The 15,736-nt window shown below is 34.8% G+C and carries 18 protein-coding genes, 1 tRNA gene and 2 pseudogenes; 16 read left to right on the forward strand and 5 right to left on the reverse strand.

Translation table 11 applies throughout. The features are described 5' to 3' along the window. Nucleotides 1-13 precede the first annotated feature (13 nt). The 9 genes from gcvT (at nucleotide 14) to ccr1 (ending at nucleotide 7,366) form a co-directional block, all read left to right on the forward strand. The gene (gene gcvT, locus AC3OCB_RS07050) at nucleotides 14-1,054 is read left to right on the forward strand and encodes a glycine cleavage system aminomethyltransferase GcvT (RefSeq protein ID WP_498341643.1); all 1,041 of its coding nucleotides are present in this window, start codon (nucleotides 14-16) and stop codon (nucleotides 1,052-1,054) included. A gap of 9 nt (nucleotides 1,055-1,063) precedes the next feature. After that, nucleotides 1,064-1,486: a glycine cleavage system protein GcvH gene (gcvH, locus tag AC3OCB_RS07055; RefSeq protein ID WP_498341645.1), complete on the forward strand. Its 423-nt coding sequence runs from the start codon at nucleotides 1,064-1,066 to the stop codon at nucleotides 1,484-1,486. Then, the gene (locus AC3OCB_RS07060) at nucleotides 1,483-2,226 is read left to right on the forward strand and encodes a proteasome assembly chaperone family protein (protein WP_498341646.1); all 744 of its coding nucleotides are present in this window, start codon (nucleotides 1,483-1,485) and stop codon (nucleotides 2,224-2,226) included. Before gcvH ends, AC3OCB_RS07060 begins: the two co-directional genes overlap by 4 nt. A 6-nt stretch (nucleotides 2,227-2,232) precedes the next feature. Then, the gene (locus AC3OCB_RS07065; RefSeq protein WP_498341647.1) at nucleotides 2,233-2,598 is read left to right on the forward strand and encodes an Hsp20/alpha crystallin family protein; all 366 of its coding nucleotides are present in this window, start codon (nucleotides 2,233-2,235) and stop codon (nucleotides 2,596-2,598) included. An 88-nt stretch (nucleotides 2,599-2,686) separates the two neighbouring features. Further along, the gene (locus AC3OCB_RS07070; RefSeq protein ID WP_498341648.1) at nucleotides 2,687-3,688 is read left to right on the forward strand and encodes an AbrB/MazE/SpoVT family DNA-binding domain-containing protein; all 1,002 of its coding nucleotides are present in this window, start codon (nucleotides 2,687-2,689) and stop codon (nucleotides 3,686-3,688) included. A gap of 21 nt (nucleotides 3,689-3,709) precedes the next feature. After that, entirely contained in the window at nucleotides 3,710-4,447 is a 738-nt protein-coding gene (gene sufC / locus AC3OCB_RS07075) for a Fe-S cluster assembly ATPase SufC (RefSeq protein WP_498341650.1), read from the forward strand. A gap of 109 nt (nucleotides 4,448-4,556) precedes the next feature. After that, complete coding sequence (gene sufB, locus AC3OCB_RS07080) at nucleotides 4,557-5,996, forward strand: Fe-S cluster assembly protein SufB (RefSeq protein WP_498341652.1); 1,440 nt, start codon at nucleotides 4,557-4,559, stop codon at nucleotides 5,994-5,996. A 2-nt stretch (nucleotides 5,997-5,998) separates the two neighbouring features. Then, a complete protein-coding gene (locus AC3OCB_RS07085) occupies nucleotides 5,999-7,150 on the forward strand; it encodes a SufD family Fe-S cluster assembly protein (RefSeq protein WP_498341653.1) in 1,152 nt (383 codons plus the stop codon). 69 nt (nucleotides 7,151-7,219) lie between these two features. Continuing rightward, nucleotides 7,220-7,366, forward strand: a complete 147-nt coding sequence (gene ccr1, locus AC3OCB_RS07090; protein ID WP_498341959.1) for an aCcr1 family cell cycle regulator — start codon at nucleotides 7,220-7,222, stop codon at nucleotides 7,364-7,366. Here the strand turns inward: ccr1 and AC3OCB_RS07095 are convergent. Then, a tRNA-Thr gene (locus tag AC3OCB_RS07095) sits at nucleotides 7,348-7,437 on the reverse strand. The two genes, ccr1 and AC3OCB_RS07095, sit on opposite strands and share 19 nt — an antisense overlap. Before the next feature lie 87 nt (nucleotides 7,438-7,524). On the opposite strand from AC3OCB_RS07095, the gene nadC reads away from it, so the two are divergent. From nadC to AC3OCB_RS07110, 3 genes and pseudogenes are all read left to right on the forward strand, one after another. Then, a complete protein-coding gene (nadC, locus tag AC3OCB_RS07100; RefSeq protein ID WP_498341655.1) occupies nucleotides 7,525-8,352 on the forward strand; it encodes a carboxylating nicotinate-nucleotide diphosphorylase in 828 nt (275 codons plus the stop codon). Between the two features lie 56 nt (nucleotides 8,353-8,408). Continuing rightward, a pseudogene (gene nadA / locus AC3OCB_RS07105) lies at nucleotides 8,409-8,558 on the forward strand (quinolinate synthase NadA); the annotation flags it as partial. 110 nt (nucleotides 8,559-8,668) lie between these two features. Further along, nucleotides 8,669-8,797, forward strand: a complete 129-nt coding sequence (locus AC3OCB_RS07110; RefSeq protein ID WP_498341656.1) for a hypothetical protein — start codon at nucleotides 8,669-8,671, stop codon at nucleotides 8,795-8,797. Here AC3OCB_RS07110 and AC3OCB_RS07115 read toward each other — a convergent pair. Continuing rightward, nucleotides 8,786-9,243, reverse strand: a pseudogene (locus AC3OCB_RS07115) (molybdopterin cofactor-binding domain-containing protein); the annotation flags it as partial. The gene AC3OCB_RS07110 and the pseudogene AC3OCB_RS07115 sit on opposite strands and share 12 nt — an antisense overlap. Before the next feature lie 10 nt (nucleotides 9,244-9,253). Here AC3OCB_RS07115 and AC3OCB_RS07120 point away from each other — a divergent pair. Further along, nucleotides 9,254-9,634, forward strand: coding sequence for a zinc ribbon domain-containing protein (locus AC3OCB_RS07120; RefSeq protein ID WP_498341657.1), 381 nt, complete (start codon nucleotides 9,254-9,256; stop codon nucleotides 9,632-9,634). A 110-nt stretch (nucleotides 9,635-9,744) separates the two neighbouring features. Here AC3OCB_RS07120 and AC3OCB_RS07125 read toward each other — a convergent pair whose 3' ends face one another. The 3 genes from AC3OCB_RS07125 to AC3OCB_RS07135 are packed head-to-tail and all read right to left on the reverse strand — an operon-like array spanning nucleotide 9,745 to nucleotide 12,999. Beyond that, entirely contained in the window at nucleotides 9,745-10,635 is an 891-nt protein-coding gene (locus tag AC3OCB_RS07125; RefSeq protein ID WP_498341658.1) for a DUF973 family protein, read from the reverse strand. Between the two features lie 31 nt (nucleotides 10,636-10,666). Further along, entirely contained in the window at nucleotides 10,667-11,962 is a 1,296-nt protein-coding gene (locus AC3OCB_RS07130) for a TrpB-like pyridoxal phosphate-dependent enzyme (protein ID WP_498341659.1), read from the reverse strand. A gap of 38 nt (nucleotides 11,963-12,000) precedes the next feature. Beyond that, on the reverse strand, nucleotides 12,001-12,999 hold the full coding sequence (locus AC3OCB_RS07135) for a molybdopterin-binding protein (protein ID WP_498341661.1): 999 nt from the start codon (nucleotides 12,997-12,999) through the stop codon (nucleotides 12,001-12,003). 90 nt (nucleotides 13,000-13,089) lie between these two features. Here AC3OCB_RS07135 and AC3OCB_RS07140 point away from each other — a divergent pair, with 90 nt between their 5' ends. The 3 genes from AC3OCB_RS07140 to AC3OCB_RS07150 all read left to right on the forward strand — a co-directional run bounded on the left by AC3OCB_RS07140 (nucleotide 13,090) and on the right by AC3OCB_RS07150 (nucleotide 15,672). Further along, nucleotides 13,090-13,776: a class I SAM-dependent methyltransferase gene (locus AC3OCB_RS07140; protein ID WP_498341663.1), complete on the forward strand. Its 687-nt coding sequence runs from the start codon at nucleotides 13,090-13,092 to the stop codon at nucleotides 13,774-13,776. Between the two features lie 95 nt (nucleotides 13,777-13,871). Next, nucleotides 13,872-15,008 (forward strand): U32 family peptidase, encoded by a 1,137-nt coding sequence (locus tag AC3OCB_RS07145; RefSeq protein ID WP_498341664.1) that lies wholly within the window; start codon nucleotides 13,872-13,874, stop codon nucleotides 15,006-15,008. Next, complete coding sequence (locus AC3OCB_RS07150; RefSeq protein ID WP_498341665.1) at nucleotides 14,992-15,672, forward strand: MBL fold metallo-hydrolase; 681 nt, start codon at nucleotides 14,992-14,994, stop codon at nucleotides 15,670-15,672. Before AC3OCB_RS07145 ends, AC3OCB_RS07150 begins: the two co-directional genes overlap by 17 nt. The last annotated feature ends 64 nt before the right edge of the window (nucleotides 15,673-15,736 follow it).

Raw genomic sequence — 15,736 nt, forward strand, 5'->3', positions numbered from 1 at the left:
ACATGAATTAAAAATGTTTAGTACGCCTCTTTTGGACATTGAATTAAAACTTAATGCTGATATAGGCGAGTTCGCAGGTTGGCAAATGCCAATGAAGTACTCTTCTTATCAAGAAGAGCATATGGCAGTTAGATCATCTGCAGCATTCTTTGATTTATCACATATGGGTAGGCTAAAAGTTACTGGAAAAATAGATGAATTCGATTTCTTAATTGCTAAGAATTTCAGAAACTCTCAAAACAACAAAATGGTTGGCCCCACTGCATTTCTTAATGATAAGGCTGGATTTATAGATGATGTTATGACATATAAAGTTAATGACAGCGAATTCTTGGTAGTTACAAATGCAATAAATAGAGAAAAAGTCATAAATTGGATAAAAAATAATTCCTCGTTGAACGTAGAAGATTTAACTTTTAAATATGTTATGATAGCAATACAAGGAAAAACAGTATGGAATTATATAGAAAAAACTGAATTGCAACCGCTTGAGTTCAAGCTCAATACAAAGTTTCTAGGTGAAGACGTCTTTTTGCTAAGTAGATCTGGTTGGACTGGAGAAGATGGAGTAGAGGTTTGGGGGACACCAGAAGTAGCCTCAAGGATTATACAAAAGATAATTTCTGTTGGCGTGAAACCAGCTGGATTAATTTGTAGGGATAGCATTAGACAAGAAATGGGTTTTGTGCTCTATGAAGAAGATATAGATGAAAATATAACACCATTAGAGGCAAGATATTGGGTATTTTCTTTAGATAAGCAGTTTGTAGGCAAAGAAAGGATTATTGAACAGTTAAAAACAGGAGTTGATAAAATAAGAATAGGGCTAAAACTAAAGAAAGGTGAGAGAAGCATACCTAGAAAAGGAAACAAAATAAAAATCTTTGACAAAGAAATTGGTCAAGTTACAAGTTCGACATTTTCCCCGTATTTAAACAGGGTAATAGGCATGGGCTATATAGATTCAAAGCACTCCTTGTTTGGTTATTCAGTGGATATTGAAGTGAGAAATAAACTAGTTGAAGCTAAAATGCAAGACTTTCCATTTATTTAGTGATGAGCTATGAGCGAGATAGTAGTCGGTGGCAAATACAAAGTTTTGCAAGATAGATACTATACTGAGACTGATGAATGGATCTTAATAGAAGGTAACGTTGCTACAGTAGGAATAACAGATTACGCACAGAAAAAACTACGTGATATTGTGGGAGTAGAGTTACCGGAAATAGGTAAGGAAGTTGTATCGGGAGATGCTGTTGCAGTAGTTGAGTCAGTTAAGGCTGCAGCAGATATATATTCCCCGTTATCTGGCAAAATAATTGAGACAAACCAGAGGTTGTTAGATTCACCAGAGCTAATGAACAAAGATCCTTATGGTAATGGTTGGATATTTAAAATAGAGATTTCTAACAAAAACGAAATCGAAAAATTGTTAAATGCGGAGAAATATAGTGAATTAATAAAACAAAAAGAGGGATTAAAATGACTCAGTATGAGATAATTGAAAAATATCAACCTCAATTAAGTAAACCAACGTATTTAGTTGTTGGATTACCAGATGCTGGATTAGTTGGCGTAATAGCTACAGAATATTTGATTGACAAACTTGGGCTAAAAGAATTTGCTGAAATTTATGCCCCAGAAATCTTACCGCCAATTTCTCATGTTCAAGACGGTGTAGCAAAATCACCAGTAAGGATTTATCATAACCACAATATGATAGTCTTTCACTCTTGGATAGCAATCCCTTCGCCTTCAATAGTTCCATTAACAAAGATGATAGTTGACGTAGCAAAAAGATATAACGTTTCACATATTATATCGATAACTGGTCTACCGATACAAGATAGATTAAACGCAGAAAAGCTAAACGCATATTGGATTGCAAACCAGCAAGATCTTGCAAACGAGTTGCAAAAACTTGGATTAATGGAAAAGTTTGGAGATGGGTATATTGCAGGTCCTTACGCACCATTATTAACTGAAGCATCTAAAAACAGTATAAATAACTTTGTCATTGTAGTAGAATCTTTTCTTGATTTACCAGATCCAGAAGCCTCGGCAAATGCCTTAAACATATTAAGTAAATACATAGGTTTCAACATTAACGTCGATGAACTATTAAAAGAAGCAGAAGATATAAGAGAAAAAATTAGAGGGTTAATGGAACAAACTAAACAAGAGTTGCCCAATTACGCTTCAAGTAGACCAATGTCATATGCGTGACCAAGAATGCCAGTATTTAAAGACTTAGATGAGTTAATAAAAAACCTAATAAAAAGTGAAGAAAAGAAGTTCAGAAGAATAGAGGAAGATATAAATAAAGAATTTGAAAGATTATCTAAAACTTTTTACTCCCCATTATATTCATTCACTGAGACCGAAAGTGAGTATGATTATCTAATAGATATACCGAAAGTCGATTTATCCACTCTTAGAGTGGAATCTAAACCTCAAAGACTCCTTCTAGCTTGCAAAACTAAAGATGGGAGGGAGTATAGACTAGTTATATCATTGCCAGAAGATGCAGATCCCTCAAGCATGGAGGTTTCTAGAGCCAAATGGTTATTAAAAGTATCAATAAAGAAAAGAAAATAGGAGAAAAAACGTTTTTTATCTTACTACTACTAAGCTTTAGAAACATTTATATAAACGGTGTTCAAGTAGATAAAATAGGGATAAATTCTTGTCTGATGAAACAAGCAGAATTTCTAAAGACGTAGAAACTAGGAAAGTACAAAGATTAGGTTCATCCTCCCTTTTCATCACCTTACCTAAGAAATGGATTAATAAATGGACAATAAAACCAGGGGATAAGATAATCATGGAAATTTCTGAAGATGGCACTTTACGTTTAGTCGCAGAAAAAATAAAAATGAACTCAAATAAAAGAGCAATAAAAATAGATATAGATAGCTATAAACAGCCAATGAGCAATTCAATACCTTGTTTGTATAGCCTCGGTTATGATGAAATAATCTTTGAGTCCAAAAAGAACATTGATCATAAAGAAATAGAAGATACGGTTAGTCTCTCCAAACAACTAGTAGGAATAGAAGTAGCAGAAGTAACAGAAAATAGAGTGAAATTAGACTGCCTTTTAGATACAGAAAAAATAGGAGTGGAATCTTTGTTAAGGAGGATTTTAAACATAGTAGCTAAAAAGGTAGATGATATAATAGCTATTCTAAAAGGTCAATCTATTTCGGACGTACAGACAACAGCAGAAGACCTTAGAAGAGTTTACTTAATGCTACTAAGAAGAAGTATGGGAGGTAAATATAACTCCGAAAGGGATACAATAAGGAACTTTATAATATCAGTAAATTCTTCTATTTTGTTGAGAATATACTATATAATTCAAAAAATTTTTACGATTGTGTCGACAGATTCGACAGTTGTGGCTGATCAACAAATAAAACAAGCATTACTAGACACATTTCAGAAAATTAATGACCTCTTTGACGAGATAATAATGAGTATACTGTTCCCTAGTATAAAAAGGATAACAAACGGTTTCACTTTATTATCACAAATAAAACAAATAGCAGGAGGAATTAATATCAACAATTTACTCCTAAAGAACTATATAGAGGACTTAATATCAATGTTAGAAGAGGCATTATCGAATTCATCTTGTTCCTTATTCCTTGAAGAAACCCCTTGGATAGAGAGAAATTTAAGTTAGGAAGTAGAGGTGATATATAGTATGGCAACATTACAAATTGAAAACCTTCACGTAACAGTAGAAGGAAAGGAAATACTAAAAGGAGTATCATTAACGATAAACTCTGGTGAAATCCACGTATTAATGGGACCAAACGGAAGTGGTAAAACATCTCTCTCACTCGCTTTGATGGGTCATCCAAAGTACAAAATAACAGAAGGAAAAATACTGCTTGACGGCGAAGACATAACAAACCTAGAGACAAATGAAAAAGTTAAGAGAGGTCTTTTCCTAGCTTTCCAAAACCCAATAGAGATAGGGGGAGTAAAACTATCAACACTGCTGGTTGCTGAATACAACAGAATTTATGGTCAATCACAATCAGTAATGCAAGTAATAAATCATGTAAAAGAGCTAAGCAAAGCAGTAGGGGTTACAGATGCTCTGTTGAACAGAGGAGTATTCGAGGGATTTAGCGGTGGTGAAAAGAAGAGGACAGAAATATTACAGATGCTTTTGATGAAACCAAAAATAGCGATACTTGACGAGCCTGACTCAGGTGTTGATGTGGACGGATTGAAAGCAATATCGGAAGCAATACTGAAATTAAAGCAAGAAAACAACACTGGCTACCTAATTATAACCCACTATAGAAGAATATTGGACCATGTAAACGCAGATAAAGTCCACATATTATATAGAGGGAAGATTGTGGCAACTGGAGGAATGGAGCTAGCAAGATTAATCGATGAGAAAGGATATGAAGGTATTTTAAAGTAAATTATTTATTTTATCTACTTATTTTCATTTTCTATATTTTAAAATTTTTACTTATTCATAGATAAGCTTATATTATATCTTTAACAGAGTTAATGATAGGTAAACCAAAATGCCAGAAGAGAAATTTTCCCTTGACATAAACGAACTTATCAGCGCCACGATTGAAGCTAAAAACAATAACCTCACTCAGTCAGAATTTCATAAACGTGTAGTTGAATCGGGGTTAAGTAAAGACGTCATAGCCGAAATATCAAAACTGAAGAAAGAGCCTGAGTGGATGTTAAAGTTAAGGTTAAAAAGCCTTGAGTTGTTTGAAAAATTACCTACTCCAAACTGGTTACCTGACTTTCTCTCAGAGCTTGACGTTTCAAAAATGGAAATTTATATAAAACCAGATGTGGAAAGGACGTCTAACTGGGACGAAATCCCACCAGAAATAAGGAATTATTATGAACAGCTAGGAATCCCAGAGTCAGAAAAACAATACCTAGGAGGCTTAGTAGCAACTTTTGAGTCAGAATCAATTTACTCTAACGTAAAACAAGAACTAGCAAAGAAAGGAGTGCTGATGATGCCACCTGAGGAAGCAATACAGAAATACCCAGATTTTATGAAAGACCACTTTACTAAAATATTCCCTGTATCAGACCATAAATTTGCTGCATTGCACGGAGCATTATGGAGCGGTGGAGTATTCATGTACGTTCCTAAAGGAGTAAAAATAACAACACCAGTGGAAGGATTCTTCATCATAGGTAGTGAAATGGAAGGACAGTTTGAACACACATTGATTGTAGCGGATGAAGGCTCATATCTTCACTTCATCGAGGGATGTTCAGCACCACAGTTCAAGAAATTCTCATTCCACGATGGTATGGTTGAACTTTATGCAAAGAAAAACGCTCACATTAAATTCACCACAGTACAGAACTGGAGTAAAAACGTGATAAACTTCAACAACAAGAGGGCATGGGCAGATGAGAACTCAACAGTGGAATGGGTAGAAGGCTCACTCGGTTCCAAATACAGCTTTACTTATCCATCAACGATATTAAGAGGAAGAAACGCAACATCAACCAGCTTAGTTGTAACATTAGCAAGCGAGGAAGGAGAATGGAAAGATAGCGGTTCAAAAATGATACATGCTGCACCAAATACAAAGAGCAAAGTGATAAACAAAAACATAGGGTTTAACGGCGGAGTCAATATCTATAGAGGTTTAATAAGGGTAAACAAAGGAGCAGTAGGTTCAAAAGCATTTGTAAAATGTGATTCACTAATGATTGATGAAAAGACAAAAGCTTACACATTCCCACATAATCAAGTGTTTGAAGAAGACGCAGATGTAGCTCATGAGGCTCACACATTCAGAATGAACGAAGACCAATTATTCTACTTAATGAATAGAGGTATAGACGAGAAAGAGTCAGTATCAATGTTAGTCTTAGGTTTCATAGATGAAATAATGAAAGAACTACCATTTGAATATGCTACAATGCTGAATAAGGTTATAAAGCTTGAATTAGATAAATTAGGTGCAGTGGCATAAAAATGATAATAAATTTTTCTTCAGCTCAGAAATATATTTCTAATTTGGAAAATAAAGGAGAGAGGCAAAAATTACTTTCATTATCTGAATCCCTTCCTTATCAAATAATAAACGATTCTCCAACTGTGAAACATTACACTGAATGGAGCGAATACGATAAATTAAACCTCGATATTTATCCTTCTTCAGTAACTAAAAAAGAATCTCTACCCTCTGGCTACAAACAAATTTACATACAAAATGATAGCATAGAAGGAATTGAAAGTCTGGATGATCCTTCTAACGCATTAATAAAACCAGAGGAACACAAACTTGTTGCATTAACTTTAGCATTGTCAAAGAAAATAAGAATAAACGTAGAAGACTCCCAAAAAATATTTATTTATCATACAGTTACAGAAAAAAATTATATTTCCCCCGCAAACATAGAAATAAATGTAAAGGAAGGAGCAATAGCAGATATAATATATGTAGCAGAAAGTCAAATAGAGAGTTCCTTGATTTCATCAGTTATTTCATTAAACACAAAAAGAGACTCACAAACTAATTTCACGTTTATTTCAAACACACCTTACGTATACACTTATGCAAAAGCTAAATGTGAAGGAGAACTAAATAGCATAGTATTTGCAACAAAATCAAAAATGGCGCATGTAGAGTACACAACAACATTAGAAAAAGAAGCAAGGTCGATATTCAGTGCAAAATCAATAGGCACTGATGACGATAAAATAGATATTAAAGTAAGTGTGCAACATGAAGGGGTAAAGAGCTACAGCGATGGGAATTTAAAAAGTATAGCAACAGATAACGCTTTTGTCGTAGTAAGAGGAGACGCTTCAGTAAATGAAACTGCATTAGACTCTTCTACATCAATCATAGGAAGAGCATACATTTTAGGAAAAGATGCTAAAGCAATAGTTGCACCAATGTTAGAAGTAAAAACTGGGAGAGTGACAATGGCAAAACACTCAGCCTCAGTCTCAAGAGTTCCAGATGACTTAATATTTTACTTACAAAACAGAGGACTAACTAGAAAAGAAGCAGAGGCGTTCCTTATAAAAGGCTTTATCGAAGAAGAAAGAGACCCCCAAATACTAAGAGATATAATCGAAAAAATACTTACGGAGAGTAAGATAATAGTTTCGGTCTAGTCTCTCTATTCTAACTTATATACAAATTTCTTTATCTAATCTCCTTTTGTAGGTAATACTTGAGGTAAAATGAGAGTAGTCACTTTTAAAGTAGAAGAAAAATTGTTATCAGAAGTAGATCTATACGCACTAAATAGTAGATTAAGCAGAAGCGAAATAATAAGAGAAGCACTAGAAAGATACTTAAGGGAGAAGAAAGCCGCTGCGGGGATTTGAACCCCGGACCGCCGGCTTTCTTAGACTTACCTTACAAGGCCGGCGCTCTGGCCAGTCTGAGCTACAGCGGCAAATAAAGATATTGAACAATAAGATTTAAAGTTTATTTTCTTTCTCCCACAAGCTATTTTTATTTTCTTCTTACCTCTATTCTATTGATGATAAATCAGCTAATCATCAATAAACTGCTCTCGCTTCTCGAAGAAGACATTTACCCAGAAGACGTGACAAGTAAAATAGTTTCTGGTAAAAAATGTAAAGCCGTTATAGTCTCAAAAGACGAGGGTATATTAGCCGGTCAAAAGTTCATTATTCCCTTTTTAGAGTACTTGAGCGTAAAAGTAAATAGACAAATAGAAGATGGAAAAGAAATAAAAAAGAATGATATAATCTTAGAGATAGAAGGGGACGCAGAGACAGTTTTAGGGGTAGAAAGGCTTACATTAAACCTTTTAGGTAAGCTTTCCGGGATAGCTACAGCTACCCATTTAATGACAAAAATAGCTAAACAGTACAACCCCAGAGTGAAAATAGCTGGGACAAGAAAGACAACCCCGGGTTTAAGAATATTCGAAAAATATGCAATAGAGGTTGGTGGAGGAGATCCGCATAGATTTAATCTATCAGACGCTGTGTTAATCAAAGACAACCATTTAGCCTTAGTAGGTAGTGTAAGGGAAGCTGTTTTGTTGGCCAAGAAGGCTACTAGCTTTACCAAGAAAATTGAAGTAGAGGTAACTAGTTATGACCAAGCAATAGAGGCATATGAAGCTGGTGCTGACGCAATACTTTTAGACAACATGAAACCAGATGAAATAATCCCCATAGTGAAGGAGTTAAAAGGGAAAATCCTTATCGAGGCTTCTGGAGGAATAACTCCAGAAAATGTAGCTGAGTATGCGAAAACACAAGTCGATATAATCTCCTCAGGCTACATAACCCACAGCTCAAGATCCTTAGATCTCTCCCTAGATATAATTAAATAATTTTTGATAGTAATATTTAAAAACTTAAAATGCACAGAACACATGTTCGATCAGAAATGCCAGATGTCTTGGAATTAATAAGTGAAATTAAAAAACTTAAAAAAGAAAAGAATGCAATTATACTTGGTCACAACTACATGGAGTATGGAGTACAGTTAGTTTCAGATTTTACTGGGGATTCTTACGATTTAGCAGTAAAGGCTGTTCCCAATATAACGATAAATTTATATACTTTCAACCACTATTAATTACGTTGAGGTAAAGCTGAATGAAACTCCCTTAGATGATGCGCTATGCGTGGAGAGGGGAGCTGGCAGTGAAAACCGCACATGGGAGGCTCATGGCGTTAGCCTCGACTGAGCCCCATGCGGTGTGGTTGAAGCTAATGATTCCACACCTAGGGCTAACCCAGACCATGGATCGAGAAGTATCAAGAAGTATCTAGAAATGAAATGGTCTGGGAAACGCTAATTCCTAAAAGTTTTGAAACTAGAAGCATTGCCGTATGCTCGTTGCCCTGCCCTTCTGGCCCTAAGCCGAGTTTAACGACGACCTTACCATTCTTTATGCTTAATTTTACTCTTTCACTACCAGAGGGGGTACTCAGATCAGTGGAGAGAGCAAACCGACACCGGTATTTTCGTCTCTCAGCGATAAAATATCCTTTCTGCTTAAGGCTAGTTCTAATAGTCCCTTAGGGTTACCAGAATCGTAATAGGCGAAACCACTATCATAAGGAAATGTATCTATTGCGTTTCTTTTCCTAATCTCAGCTCTATCAAGACCTAATTCATCTGCCATTGCATCCATAACTCTTTCTAAAGCCCATGTATGAGGTGGGGTTCCTGAACCTCTAAAAGCACCATGTGGATTTTTATTAGTGGCAACTATTGCTTTGCTGTTGAAAGCTAACGTCATAGTGTTAGAAAAACTAAACAAAATGATATATCACGTTAACAATTTAAGGAAAAACTACAGACTGAAGTTGTATCTTATGCAATATAGTAGGATTCAGAAGTGGATTGAATGGAAAGCACGAAAATATGGCTTGAAGGTAATTAAGGTTAATCCCGCATACTCTTCAACTACTTGCCCTAAGTGTGGTACATTAATGAAAGAGGGTGATTATAGGACTTTTCGTTGTCCTAAGTGTGGTTTTGAAGAAAACCGTGATTCTGTTTCAGTCCTTAATCTATATGTGAGGGGTACTCTGCACCTCTCGACTGCTCACAGAGTGAAGGATGGAAAAGACCACCCAGACCGTGAGAATCCTCGCTCTTAAGAGCGGGGAGAAGTCAGCTATAAGTAGATCTTTTACATCCAGCCTTTTCATGGTTAAAAGTTATTGAGAACCGTATTAAAGCTAAGCTCAACATAAAAGAAAAGTTGAGATTAAGGATTATATAGAGCGTCTACACTTACAGGCATCGAACCAGAGGGGGTAGAAACCATTAGAGTAATTTTATATGTAGTAGCTTTGACTAAGCTTATTGGCATCCCAAGATTTATTATAATATTATTATTTCCGATTTGCAAAGGTATTGATAAAATAGAGAAGTATGAAGTACCCTCAATCCTAACGCTTGTTATTGTAGCTTGGACTTGAGAATATAAGGTAAGTGAAATTTCTCCGTTTTCCTTTATAACACCTAAACCGATTTGTTGAATTGGCTGTGATACACTAGGCAAAGATAATGATTGGGTAAGAGCTATTTGACCACTTTTAGCTTTATTAATAACCTTAGTTAATCCAACAGCAACTATGACAGTACCTATTATTGATATAATAGGGATAATACTTAGAATGGCACCAATATTTACTAAATTCTCATTATATTTATTCCCTATTGAGTCTAGAGCGCTTTTCATAAGAATAAAACCAATAATTCCAAGAATAACTCCTATAATAGAAAAAAGAGCGTAAAGGATAAAGCCTATAAGAACAAGAATAGCACCAGTAGTCGCATTTCCTATATTGTAGAATCCTTTTTCCTTATTAAAGCCTATATATAGAAAGATAGACGCTATTACTCCAAGAACAATCCCTAAAACCTCTATTCCTATTGTTGAGCTTATGGAAGATAAAAGGGATCCCAGTTCTGAGCTAGATATGGAAGAGGCATTCAATGATGATAAATTACTTGGTGGAATTTTAGAAATTAATTGAAATACTTCATTCAATATAATGATAAGAGCAACAAAAAGTATAATCTCTGATAAAGACGTTAAGACAAATCCTATTCTTAAATTCGAGTATCCACTTATTTCTTGATCATTACTCATAAGAAAAAAATGGAAAAAGAAATATAAATCATTATTCCTTAGAAAAACCTAGAACATCAGCAAAGTTAGCTAAATCTAACAAACCATGACCAGAGAAACTTACTAACACTGTCTTCTTTTCACCGCTCTTTTTAACTTCGTCAGCAATCTCCTTTAAAATAGGCAGGGCATGACTAGTTTCCGGAGCGGGAACCCAACCTTCAATCTGACTAAATAGTTTAGCCCAGGCAAAAGCTTCTTCTTGAGCATAATCTCTGGCTTGTACAATTCCTTTATTCATAAGTAGTGAAAGTGTGGGAGCAACAGCGTGATATCTTAAACCTCCAGCATAAATTGCAGACGGTATAAAGTCGGAACCAATTGTGTACATTTTTAGCATTGGCAGAATTCTACCTGTATCTGGATAATCATATCTATAAACGCCTTTTGTCATTTTAGGGACCTCTATAGCACCAGACGCGATATACTTTCTTCTTATCTCACCTTTTCTCAGTTCTTCTTCCAGAAACGGATATGCTAATGCAGCATAGTTAGATCCTCCTCCAACAACACCTATAACATAGTCAGGGTCTTCACCAATCATTTCCATTTGTTTCTTAGCTTCCATACCTGCTATTGTTTTAAAAAGAATATCAGAATTGACAACACTTCCTACCACATACTTTCCACCATTCTCTATCGCATAAGTTACGGCTTCAGAAATTGCAATACCTAATGATCCCGGAGTATTAGGGTCTTTCGCAAGTACTTCTTTTCCAAATCTAGTAAAATCAGAGGGACTAGGATGAACATTTGCACCATACATTTGCATTAAATATCTCCTATAAGGTTTCGCATAATAACTCGTTCTAACCATGAAAACATGAGCTGGAACTTTAAACAAAGCAGCTGCAAGAGCCACTGCAGATCCCCATTGACCTGCACCAGTCTCAGTTGAGACAAATTTGGCATTATCTAAAGTTGAATAGAAAACATGAGCAAGGGCACTATTTATTTTATGTGACCCGGTATATGTATGGCTTTCCATCTTCATGTATACCTTTAAATTACCTCCTAGATATTCTTCTAATTTTCTTGCCCTAATTATTGGTGTTGGTCTTCCAACTTGCAGATAACGTTGAAGAACTTCATCTGGAATTCTAATATATCTTTCTTGAGAGAACTCTAACTCTAATACTTTGCTTGGCAATGCTTGTTTTAAGATCTCAAACGCCTTTCCAGTAGGATCTTGAGGTGGTGGTAAAGGCTCTGGTAAATCCGGTAAAATATTATACCATTTGTCTGGTATTTCTTCTTGCGGTAAGTCGAATCTAACTTTTTCAAGCATATAAATAGGTTTAAAAGAAAAGATAAAAAGGAAAGATGTTACTTGCTTTTAATAGTTTGCCTAAATGTCCATGATAAACCTCCAATGCCTGTTTTTGCTATATCCTTTGGTGTCAATTCAAATCCCGCCATTAACAAGGTAAAGACTTTATCAATAGAATTATATTCTCTATAGTAAATGCCTCCTGCAGAGACACCAAAAATAGGAGTTGAATCCCAATATGCTATTATGGACATTGTTGTAGGTTTCATTGGAATTCCATATGAAACAATTTTAGCTACTTTCTGAATACCATAAATCGTCCTGTCAGTGGCGTCTACGGACGTTCCACCTGTCACGATTATCGCTTCAGCACCATTATCTTTTGCATTTCTTATTGCTTTTTCTATCTTATCTTCGTCATCTGGCACTATTTCCTTACTCACGATCTCCCAGCCATATTTATCACATTTTGCTTTTATCACTGGGTAATATTGATCTTCTTTTCTCCCTTCATAAATTTCAGTTCCAGTAATTACTAATCCTATTTTCTTATATTTAAACGGAATTATATCAATCAGCGTTTTACTTGAAGATGCAAGACTTTCTAGCTCTGATTTTCCCATTGAGAAAGGAATGACTTCGACAAATCCTATTAACTCTTCCTTGCCAAATGCTTCGTTTTCGGAACCAGTTATTACAAGGACTCTCTGATTTAAATTGAAATTAACTATCCCATCTACATCTAGTTTTAAGATCCCAGGCAATTTAGAATATAGTAATGTTGCTCCTTGCTTCCCCTGAACTATCTTAACGTTTTCTCCAACTATTTTAGATGCAATATAAGGTGTTATGTCCCACTCATATACCATATCTTTTTCCTCTTCACCTTCGTCAATCCATATATAATAGACGCCAGAATCCATCAGCTTACTTATATCTTCCTCTTTTATAATATGACCTTTCGGCAAAAGAACTGATGCCCCTTGAGGAGTCACTAAAGTAGTATCATAACCTAACTTTTTTCCAAGTGCGTCCTTAACGGAAATATATTTCATTATACATATTTATCATGCTACGGTTAAAAATGTTTTGCATTTCCTATCTAATCCAGTTTATCTTTTAAACTGTAAAAATAATATCTCTTGATGTCAATAAAGGCTACTGATGAAGAGCTAAGAGAAGTTTACAATAACATCCCTAAATCATATGATAGAGCAAACAGATTTATCTCATTCAATCAAGACGTGAAATGGAGAGCTAACCTAGTAAAAACAATTCTTAACTATTGTAAGAAACCAAGGATCACTCTTGATGTAGCTGGAGGAAAAGGAGAACTTACTTATGTTTTTAAGAAAATCTATAAAGGACGTTTTTTCCCCGTTATTTCTGACTATGCAGAGAAAATGCTTATGAATGCATTAATTGAAGATGATAAAGTATTGGCTTCATTTGATGCTTTACCATTCAGAGATAATGCTTTTGACATTGTAATGAGCAGTTTTGCTTTGCATGCAGCTAATGATTTAGAACCTGTAATAAAAGAAATGAACAGAGTATCAAGGAATATTATTGGATTTATAGCTATGGAAAAGCCAGATAACCCATTAAAGAGACTTTACATCTCAATTTATTTGAGATTTATAATGCCTTACATTCCGATATTTGCAGGAGGAAGGCCAAAAGACTATAAATATATATACTATATATATAGAAGGTTGCACACTAACAGTTATTATAAAGGCTTGTTCCATAAACTTCTGGATGTTTTAGTATATGAAGAGAAAGGATTTAATTTATTCTATTTTGTAGTAGCTAAGAAGAAGACAAATTGAACTATTGATGTTTTTATCACTTTGAGTCCTACTATATTTTTTCAATAATAAGAAAAATACACAAATTTTAAATTTTCATTATGATAGTATTAATTATGAGGCTAGTTGTAGCAACAAACTTTGATGATCAGTTACCAGAAAAAATCCATAATTATCCAGTAAAGTACATGTACGGAAGCCAGACAGAGTCACTAACCGGTCATGGGAGAGCCTCGTTCATCCTACCTAAAGTTGATGATGAAAAACTAAAGGAACACATAAACGTTTTGCATTCTTATAAAATCAAATTCCTCTACACAATGAACACAGCAAATCTTCACGGTAAGGAATATGATGAAAAATTTCTTAATAATCTTAAAGAAGAAATTCACAAACTAGTTAGTTTTGGTGTGGACGGATTTGTTGTAGCTTTACCGTATTTAGTATATTTCATTAAGAGAGAATACCCGGATATTGAGGTTTCAATCTCCTCTTTTGCTAGGATTACCAATATAAGGAAAGTTGAAGAGTATTTGAAAATGGGAGCAAATACCATAATAATGGATGAAGATGCCAATAGGAACTTCTCATTGCTTGAAGCCTCTTCAAAGTTAGCTAAAAAGTATAACGTTGACATTGAGGTTATTACAAATAACACTTGTCTTTGGGGATGTCCTTATAAATTAACCCATGATCAAGTAACATCCTATCTTTCTGCCAAAGATGGAGTTAAGAATGTTTGGTTCGAATATCCCGTTCTATTTTGTGCAACAGAGGTAAGAAATGATTTTGCAAACCTTATAAGAATGAGATGGATAAGACCAGAAGATTTGCGTTATTACGAAGAAATAGGTATTGATAGGTTTAAGATTGCTGGAAGGAATAAAAGAACGGATTGGTTAGTTAATGTGGTTAAAGCCTATTCGGAAAGAAAATACGAAGGAAACCTAATTGATATCCTAAGTTATGTTCAAGGTAGAGCGACAACCTCAGCATTAAGAAAGATCAATGCCTCTAGCGAATACGAGACGTTAATGAAGGTGTATATAGATAACACAGCCTTTCCTTCAAATTGGCTTAGCTATTTTAAATATAATAGATGTGAGGAAAGAAGTTGTGAAGAGTGCAGGTATTGTGATATAGTTGCTGAAAAAGTGGTTAAAATAGACGGTAAACCTCTTACCAAGCAAAATGAAATAAAACCACCAATAGAGCTTATACCGAGGTTTACAAAAGATGGTGAGAATAACTAAAAGAGTAAGGATTGCTGAATTATTAGAACCAGAGTTCTTTGGCTCAGTTTTAAATCATAACGTCACCGTTGTAGAGAATGGACCTAATGGAGGTCTAATGATAATAGATACGAGTTTGCCGGAAAATTTTGAAGTCTTGGAAAAATTCTTAAAGAGTTGGGGTTATTCAATTTCAGATATTTCCGATATCGTGATTACTCATTCCCACCCTGATCATTTCGGAAACGCAGAAAGAATTAAGAGAGAGGCTAAAGCAAAAATTTATGCTCATGAACTTGAAGAATTTAAGGTCGAAAAAGTTGATTTTAATGAAGTAAAAAACACGTTAAAAGACATTGATCAAGATGAGATAAAGAAAACATTAGATAGAATTAACAATATGAAAATTGAGATACCTACTGTTGACGTTAAGTTAAAAGGAGGAGAAGAACTATCTGGGTTTAAAGTACTTCACGTACCAGGGCATACTAAAGGACATATTGCATTATTTGGAGAAGGAGTTGTAATAACTGGCGATGCTGTTAGAAACGTAGGTGAATTAACACCGCCCCTAGAGTTTTTCTGCTGGAATTACGAACAAGCTGTTAACTCGTTTAAATTATTGACATCATTACCTTATAAAGTTCTAATACCATATCATGGAGAGCTTATTTACAGAGATTAATTCTTGCAAAAGGAATATCCTTTTGCTTAACACTCTCAATGTACTAGTAGTAGTTAAGACTCAT

This window comes from Sulfurisphaera sp. (genome assembly GCF_059755235.1).

What these genes read in the sequence shown, in the direction of transcription:
- gcvT (WP_498341643.1), top strand. Translation starts at nt 14, where the DNA reads ATGTTTAGTACGCCTCTTTTGGACATTGAATTAAAACTTAATGCTGAT.
- gcvH (WP_498341645.1), top strand. Translation starts at nt 1,064, where the DNA reads ATGAGCGAGATAGTAGTCGGTGGCAAATACAAAGTTTTGCAAGATAGA.
- AC3OCB_RS07060 (WP_498341646.1), top strand. Translation starts at nt 1,483, where the DNA reads ATGACTCAGTATGAGATAATTGAAAAATATCAACCTCAATTAAGTAAA.
- AC3OCB_RS07065 (WP_498341647.1), top strand. Translation starts at nt 2,233, where the DNA reads ATGCCAGTATTTAAAGACTTAGATGAGTTAATAAAAAACCTAATAAAA.
- sufC (WP_498341650.1), top strand. Translation starts at nt 3,710, where the DNA reads ATGGCAACATTACAAATTGAAAACCTTCACGTAACAGTAGAAGGAAAG.
- sufB (WP_498341652.1), top strand. Translation starts at nt 4,557, where the DNA reads ATGCCAGAAGAGAAATTTTCCCTTGACATAAACGAACTTATCAGCGCC.
- AC3OCB_RS07085 (WP_498341653.1), top strand. Translation starts at nt 5,999, where the DNA reads ATGATAATAAATTTTTCTTCAGCTCAGAAATATATTTCTAATTTGGAA.
- ccr1 (WP_498341959.1), top strand. Translation starts at nt 7,220, where the DNA reads ATGAGAGTAGTCACTTTTAAAGTAGAAGAAAAATTGTTATCAGAAGTA.
- nadC (WP_498341655.1), top strand. Translation starts at nt 7,525, where the DNA reads ATGATAAATCAGCTAATCATCAATAAACTGCTCTCGCTTCTCGAAGAA.
- AC3OCB_RS07125 (WP_498341658.1), bottom strand. Translation starts at nt 10,635, where the DNA reads ATGAGTAATGATCAAGAAATAAGTGGATACTCGAATTTAAGAATAGGA.
- AC3OCB_RS07130 (WP_498341659.1), bottom strand. Translation starts at nt 11,962, where the DNA reads ATGCTTGAAAAAGTTAGATTCGACTTACCGCAAGAAGAAATACCAGAC.
- AC3OCB_RS07135 (WP_498341661.1), bottom strand. Translation starts at nt 12,999, where the DNA reads ATGAAATATATTTCCGTTAAGGACGCACTTGGAAAAAAGTTAGGTTAT.
- AC3OCB_RS07140 (WP_498341663.1), top strand. Translation starts at nt 13,090, where the DNA reads ATGTCAATAAAGGCTACTGATGAAGAGCTAAGAGAAGTTTACAATAAC.
- AC3OCB_RS07145 (WP_498341664.1), top strand. Translation starts at nt 13,872, where the DNA reads ATGAGGCTAGTTGTAGCAACAAACTTTGATGATCAGTTACCAGAAAAA.
- AC3OCB_RS07150 (WP_498341665.1), top strand. Translation starts at nt 14,992, where the DNA reads ATGGTGAGAATAACTAAAAGAGTAAGGATTGCTGAATTATTAGAACCA.